The sequence below is a fragment of the Methanosaeta sp. UBA458 genome (genome assembly GCF_002496085.1).
Taxonomy (GTDB): domain Archaea; phylum Halobacteriota; class Methanosarcinia; order Methanotrichales; family Methanotrichaceae; genus Methanothrix; species Methanothrix soehngenii.
Genome location: NZ_DAIK01000085.1, coordinates 1 through 5,263, shown reverse-complemented (window position 1 = coordinate 5,263; position 5,263 = coordinate 1). Strand labels below are relative to the sequence as shown.

The window sequence follows — 5,263 nt, the reverse complement described above, 5'->3', positions numbered from 1 at the left end:
CGAGCTTCTCCTGGACGGCATCGAGGTGGTTTTTTATGTCCTCCTCGCGCAACCTCTCAAACCTCTTCTGGCTCCATCCTCCCTTGGAATGCTTCTCCTTCACCTGGCTTTCTACCTTTTCATTTACTGCGAAGCCTTCCCTGCTCAAGGCCACTCCCAGGAAGGTGCTTCCCGCGTGTGCTGATACAACCAGGGCAGGAGTGTTCATCATCTCTTCAATCCAAGAGAGCTGAAATGAACTTCCTTCCCACGATATTCTCTCTTTGATGGGAAAGGGAGGAATGAACTGCAGGGCAAAAAGCTGGGGGCAATATATGATTATGCCGCCCCTCTGGGATTTGATCTCCATCGCTACTCTTCTGATCTGCGGCGGAATATCCGCGTCCTTGGGCAGAGAGCCAGGAAAAGCGTAAACCAGCAGATCTTCCCTGGGTGATAGGAATCCCTGGAGCCTCTGAATCAATAGGTCCAGTTCCCTATTGTCCGGCATCCAGGCTTCAGGGAGCCTTGCTTTGGGTCTTTCCGTCTCCGTCTTCTCTGGGGACGAAGCCACCATTGTGGCTGTTTTCTGCTCCATGGCCTTTAGAGCCAGGTTTGCCTCCTGGTTGGCGCTGGTAAGCCTCTTTATCTTCTCCTCGCGCTTCTGGAGAGTGCGCACCAGCTCTTCCTTCTCTCGCTCTTGAACCGCTATGGCTTCTTCCAGCTCGCTTATGCGATCTTCCAGCTTCTTCTTGCCGAAAAGGTCAACCAACTCACGCCCTCCAAGCTAATTTTTAGTTGGCTCCTCGCTATTTGGTATGGATGAACTCTAATCGTATATTCTCTGTGCCTCCGCGCCTCTGTGGTGAACCGCGATGCATTGACCCAACCACAGAGACGCTGAGGAACAGAGGCCATATTCTTTGCCTGAACTCACCCACATAATTCATTGAAGAGCCTTTTATTTCTTATCTGGTCATTTCGTCTCAACTTCCTCTTTAAAAATCCTTTTACAAAAAGAGTCTGTCGCCAATTCAAAGCAGAAATAACGGACTCGCTGGGACTCGAACCCAGGTCAGCGGGTATCTTCGACAAATAGCCACCGAAGCCCGCTAGGATATCCACTACCCTACGAGCCCATCAAATGAGGTAGTCACTGCTTCTAGGCTATTAAGCTTTCCCGCTAAGGTCGACTGTAAGGGCAAGATCCATGTTAAATAAAATTGAACAAAGCCAGGGAAAAAGCTAACATCTCAAAGCACGAATATACCATACAGTCATCTCAATTCAGCTTTCGGAATGGTGAACTGCAATTGTCTGCCCTTAATAAAGCCTGCCCTTTTGTGGATAGGGAATGCCTCGACGAGGGCTGCATGGCCTGGAGGCAGGGAGACTGCCGGCTGATTTCGAAATCTGGGATCTTGAGCCCCTTTGAACTGAAGCTCCAGGACGCTGCTCCTCTGATGTACCGATCTTTACTCGATCTGGTCAGAATCCTGGAGGAATCGTCTAAAGACTGCGGCAAATGCGGCCCCGATCTATGGAACTATGCCCAGCAGATCCGGGCAGGCCTTTTAAACGAGCTGATCCGAGCGGAGCTTGCCGGTGCAGGCATCAGGGCTGAGGATAGAGATGCTGAATAGAAAGAGAATCGTGCAGAATAAGCGTTGGTTGTAGATGCCAGATAGTGCTGAAAAAGAATAAGCCAAGGAGGATCTGATGCCAGGAACTCATTTTCTCACCAACTGCCCCAGATGTGGATATGTGGCGAACGCCCAGAGCATAGATGGACTGACGGTAAAGGTCTGCTGCAAGATGTGCGGCTATGAAGGCACGATCCCCCATCCTGATCTGAAGGATGGAGCCTGGCGGACAGGATAGCAAGCGGGCCAGCATAGATGACGCAGAAGGTAGCAGAAGGCATGCGAAGCAGATAGTGGATTGAGATGAGGACCAGTTACGCCCTTCTGCTCCGCCTCATTCATGATCCTGGGTATGATCTGTCCAAAGCCAGTATAGAGTATCTGGATCGGGGTGCTTCGGGAGACATATCCCTGGTCAAGGGGGAGGATATCATCAGCCTGGAGTCGGGGATCATGGAGATCAGGTCGGATCTGAAAACGAAATTCATACCCATTCACCGCATCAGGCGCATCTCTTATCAGGGAGAGCCGTTATGGGAGAAAAGGGATGCAGAAAATTTTGGGGCCAAAGAGAAGACCGCAAAGGCAAATGCTGACCTATTGACCCAATGAGGCAGATAGATGGAGATAATCTTTCTAGGAACAAACGGCTGGTATGACAGCGACACCGGGAACACCATATGTACCCTGATCAACTCCGAAAAGTATCACATAATCCTTGATGCGGGGAACGGCATCAGCAAGGCAGACCAGTACATCGATGACGATCTTCCTGTCTATCTCTTCTTGAGCCACTTTCACCTGGATCACATTGAGGGGCTGCATATATTAAACAAGTTTCACTTCTCTCAGGGGCTGAAGATATTCGGCCAGAAGGGCACCAGGGAGGTTCTGAACACTATAGTCAATGACCCTTTCACCGTTCCTCTGGAAAAGCTCCCTTATCCGGTTGAAGTTGGCGAGCTTCTGCCCGGGCCCTATAAGATGCCTTTCGCCCTGGAGTGTGAGTTTCTGCTTCATGCCTCTCCCACCCTCGGCTATCGCTTCGATCTGGAGGGAAAGATCATCGCCTACTGTCCAGATACGGGCATCTGCGAGGGCGCAGTTCATCTGGCAGGTGATTCAGACCTATTGATAGCTGAATGCTCCCATAAGCCTGGAGAGTCAAGTCCTGCCTGGCCACATCTCAATCCCCAGGATGCAGCCGATATCGCCCGGCGGGCAGGAGCCAAAAGGTTGGCCTTAACCCATTTCGATGCAGGCAGGTACAGAAGCATTCAGGAGCGTATGGATGCCGTGGCATCGGTAAAGGACTATCAGGACATAATCGTGGGAACGGATGGCTTGAATCTGCAAATTTGAAGATATCAAAAAATTCGAAAAAACTTTCTAAAAATTTGCCTTGCAGGGCTTAAAAAATAACCCCGCTTATACAGCAATCCCCAAAAGGGATGATTTCCCAGTTCAGTATCTTCTGGGTGGTCTGGCTGGTCTATGCTTCTGGTAGCAGTCGCTGCAATAAACTGGCCTGGAGCCATCGGGCTTGAAGGGAACCTGACATGCCTTTCCGCACTCTGCGCAAGTGGCATCGTGCATCTCTCTCGGGCCGCTGCTGTAGCCGCCTCTGCTTCCGCTTCCATATCTTTCCATTTAAACTCACTTACCTTTGGCATCGATTCCGTGAATCGATCCTACATACTACAAAACATCCCATCAAACTCAATTGAAGCGACGCTTATGCAGCATCATCAGAGTGGTTTAATTGCCTTATATACTTGTTGGTTAACACTAATCTCATCCCTTGTACTCAACTCCCACCAGCTCCCGGATGCGCTCAGCGATCTTAGGCCCGACCATGTCCACCTCTTGCAGCTCTTCTTTGCTGGCAGCGATCACTTTTTCAATTGACCCAAAGTGGCGGAGGAGTTTTCTTGCCACCGACGGCCCCACGCTGGGAATGGCGGATATGAGGTACTCCTGCTGCTCTTTTAGCGTTCTGGCGGTCTTGTGGCCATGCAGCTTGGGCTCATGCCCTGCCCTTCTTTCCCGAGCGGCGAGCATGGTGATGACAGATGCCGTATCCTCCTGGTCCTCCGTGGGAATGATGGGCACCCCATAATCAACAGCCACCGAAGTCAATGCTCCCTGAATGGAGCTTGCGCTCACCTGGCGGGAATACAGGTCCCTTCCCTCCAGGATCAAGACCGGCCGCTCGTAGCTCCGGGCAAGATCTGCTATTTGGCGGAAGAGGTTTCTCTCCGGATCGATGATCGAGGCCACGAAATCCTGGGCGGTCTTGCGTTCGATCGCCACTCGATCGCTTACCACATAGTCGCCCACCTCCAGGTTTTTCAGGGTGACCTCCAATCCTCTCCCCTCCAGAAGCCTGGCCATTCCCCGCTCTCTGGGGTCGACATAGATCTTGTCCCGTTCCTCATCTGCCTCTGTCCAATCCACCAGGCTCTCCTGCCCTTTCCTGTTCTGCCTTTCTGGATTATCTTCGGTTATCTCCAGCTGGCGGGGAAGGAAATCCTTGGAGCTGCTCGAGGGTGACTGGGAAGCCTGGCCGCTCAGAGTTCGCATCTGCTTGTTCATTGTCTTCTCTTTTCGGTCGCTAATCCAGTAGTAGGCTTCATCCCGAGTGCCCCTGGCCATCAGGACCACCACCCTTCCGCTCCTCGCCCTCCCCGTCCTGCCCTTGCGCTGAATGCTGCGAATCTCCGAAGGAACCGGCTCGTAGAAGAGGACCATATCAGTGGCCGGAATATCGATTCCCTCCTCCCCCACCGAGGTGGCGATGAGGACATTATACTCCCCTGCCCTGAACCTTTGCAGGATCTCAGCCTGCTTCTTCTGGCTCAGGCCCTCATCATCTGCCCGGCTGGACTGGCCCACAAAGCGAACGGCCTTGATCTTGGGATCCTCTTTTAAAAATCGGATGAGGGCAGAGGCGGTGTCCCTGTAATTGGTGAATACCATGATCCGGGACTCGGGCTTGGCCTCGATCTGCTCGGTCAGTATCTTCCTGACCATGGCAGGCTTGGGATGCTCCACCTTCAGCTCCTCTAAGGCCTGCATGGCCTGGCGGAACTTGGAATCCTCCATAATCCGGCGAGAGGCCTTCGAGCCGCTGCGGGAGATGGCCTCACCCTGCAGCCGCTGGAAGTACTTGAGCAGAGCTTCTGTGCCCTGGGTCTCAGCCAGCTCTATGGCATGATAGAGCTTGAGAACTTCTGCCAGGATGGATATGCCCTTGAATGTGGCCTGATTGGCCTGTCTTTTAGCTGAGGACATGAGCATGGCCTGAAGGCCGAGGAGCTCCTTTTTTGTGGCTCTGGGGTCGATCTTCACCGGGCTGATCCCCAGGCGGTTTAGGTCATCTATTCGATCTCTCAGCACCTCCTCTATCGCCGTTCTGATATCAAGTAGCTCCTTGGGAACGGTCAGCTTCACCCATTCGATCTGCTTGGAGTGAACAAAAGGCGCTACATCAGAGTCCTTCTCCGAACGGGTCTGGATATTTTCTATAGAGAGGTTGGTGCAGATCTCGGCGATCTTCTCCTTCTCGCTGCCTGGGCTGGCGGTGATCCCCAGGACCAGAGGATTGGTCCCCTCTCGAGCATAGCGTTCTGCAATATAGA

7 protein-coding genes and 1 tRNA gene are annotated in these 5,263 nt (G+C 52.5%); 4 read left to right on the top strand and 4 right to left on the bottom strand.

All coding sequences use genetic code 11. The annotated features are described in order from the left end of the window. On the bottom strand, window positions 1-751 hold a 751-nt coding region (locus BP822_RS05980; RefSeq protein WP_286877948.1), incomplete at its 3' end, for a Vms1/Ankzf1 family peptidyl-tRNA hydrolase. Window positions 752-1,028: 277 nt separating this feature from the next. Then, a tRNA-Arg gene (locus BP822_RS05975) sits at window positions 1,029-1,118 on the bottom strand. A gap of 174 nt (window positions 1,119-1,292) precedes the next feature. On the opposite strand from BP822_RS05975, the gene BP822_RS05970 reads away from it, so the two are divergent. The 4 genes from BP822_RS05970 (at window position 1,293) to BP822_RS05955 (ending at window position 2,984) form a co-directional block, all read left to right on the top strand. Continuing rightward, on the top strand, window positions 1,293-1,622 hold the full coding sequence (locus tag BP822_RS05970) for a hypothetical protein (protein ID WP_276619876.1): 330 nt from the start codon (window positions 1,293-1,295) through the stop codon (window positions 1,620-1,622). 76 nt (window positions 1,623-1,698) lie between these two features. After that, window positions 1,699-1,860, top strand: coding sequence for a hypothetical protein (locus BP822_RS05965; RefSeq protein ID WP_013720606.1), 162 nt, complete (start codon window positions 1,699-1,701; stop codon window positions 1,858-1,860). Between the two features lie 65 nt (window positions 1,861-1,925). Further along, on the top strand, window positions 1,926-2,234 hold the full coding sequence (locus BP822_RS05960; protein ID WP_013720607.1) for a DUF504 domain-containing protein: 309 nt from the start codon (window positions 1,926-1,928) through the stop codon (window positions 2,232-2,234). Between the two features lie 9 nt (window positions 2,235-2,243). Continuing rightward, window positions 2,244-2,984 carry an MBL fold metallo-hydrolase gene (locus BP822_RS05955; RefSeq protein ID WP_013720608.1) on the top strand — a complete coding sequence of 247 codons (741 nt, stop codon included), beginning with the start codon at window positions 2,244-2,246 and terminating at the stop codon, window positions 2,982-2,984. 102 nt (window positions 2,985-3,086) lie between these two features. On the opposite strand, the gene BP822_RS05950 is transcribed toward BP822_RS05955, so the two are convergent. Next, entirely contained in the window at window positions 3,087-3,218 is a 132-nt protein-coding gene (locus tag BP822_RS05950; RefSeq protein WP_273272316.1) for a CxxC-x17-CxxC domain-containing protein, read from the bottom strand. Between the two features lie 198 nt (window positions 3,219-3,416). Next, window positions 3,417-5,263, bottom strand: a 1,847-nt coding sequence (locus BP822_RS05945) for a DEAD/DEAH box helicase (RefSeq protein ID WP_286877947.1), incomplete at its 5' end; no start/stop codon positions are given.

Coding starts and splice junctions, on each gene's coding strand:
- BP822_RS05965 (WP_013720606.1), top strand. CDS start 1,699: ATGCCAGGAACTCATTTTCTCACCAACTGCCCCAGATGTGGATATGTG.
- BP822_RS05960 (WP_013720607.1), top strand. CDS start 1,926: ATGAGGACCAGTTACGCCCTTCTGCTCCGCCTCATTCATGATCCTGGG.
- BP822_RS05955 (WP_013720608.1), top strand. CDS start 2,244: ATGGAGATAATCTTTCTAGGAACAAACGGCTGGTATGACAGCGACACC.
- BP822_RS05950 (WP_273272316.1), bottom strand. CDS start 3,218: ATGCACGATGCCACTTGCGCAGAGTGCGGAAAGGCATGTCAGGTTCCC.